The following is an 872-nucleotide window of genomic DNA, read 5'->3' on the forward strand; positions in this document are numbered from 1 at the left end:
CTTAGACCGTGTCCTACATGGCAGTTGGTCGTTGGGCTGCGTATGGGGCGGGGTACGTGGAGTTGGATTGTTCCGGACGGCTTGTGGGAGATCGCCAAGCCGTTGATTCCGGAGGATCGGGTGCGGCCGCAGGGCGGCGGTAAGCAGAACACACCTGATGAGACGCTGTTCGCAGCGATCATCTATGTGCTGGTCAGCGGCTGCGCATGGCGGGCCTTGCCGCCGTGCTTCGGGATATCGAAGTCGACCGCGCACCGCCGGTTCATGATCTGGTCGCGAGCCGGCGTCTGGGGCCGTCTACACGAAGCGGTCCTGCACCAACTCGACGATGCGGGCCTTGTCGACGTCTCCCGTGTGGTCCTCGACTCAGCCCACGTCAGGGCTAAAAAAGGGGCGAACACACAGGTCCGAGCCCCGTGGACCGGGGCAAGCCGGGTACCAAGATGCACGTCCTGTCGGACGCGAACGGACTGCCCCTGGTCGTCGGTGTCTCGGCCGCCAACGTCCACGACAGTGAAGGCCTGAAGCCCATGGTCGCGGGTATCCAAACGCAACACGACCCGCATCGAGGCCGTCACTTCAAACCCAAGCGGCTTCACGCCGACAAGGCCTACGACATCCCTCACCTGCGGAAATGGCTGTGGGGCAAGCACATCGGCGTCCGTATCGCACGCAAGGGAACCGAGTCCAGCGAACGCTTAGGGCGACGCCGGTGGGTGATCGAACGGACCATCTCCTGGCTGTCCGGCTACCGCAGACTCAGCCCCCGCTACGAGCGCCATCCCCGTAACTACCTGGCCTTTCTCGGACTTGCCGCAGCCCTTTGCTGCTACAAGCGGCTCCTCAAACTCACCATGTAGGACACGGTCTTA

1 protein-coding gene is annotated in these 872 nt (G+C 63.4%); it reads left to right on the top strand.

Annotated elements, in window-relative coordinates:
* Window positions 1-42: 42 nt before the first annotated feature.
* A protein-coding gene (locus IO33_RS50075) for an IS5 family transposase (RefSeq protein ID WP_107069513.1) occupies window positions 43-860 on the top strand; the annotation gives its coding sequence in 2 pieces (ribosomal slippage) (window positions 43-391 and window positions 391-860; 819 coding nt in all).
* Window positions 861-872: the final 12 nt, after the last annotated feature.

The sequence above is a fragment of the Streptomyces durhamensis genome (genome assembly GCF_000725475.1).
GTDB lineage: Bacteria > Actinomycetota > Actinomycetes > Streptomycetales > Streptomycetaceae > Streptomyces > Streptomyces filipinensis.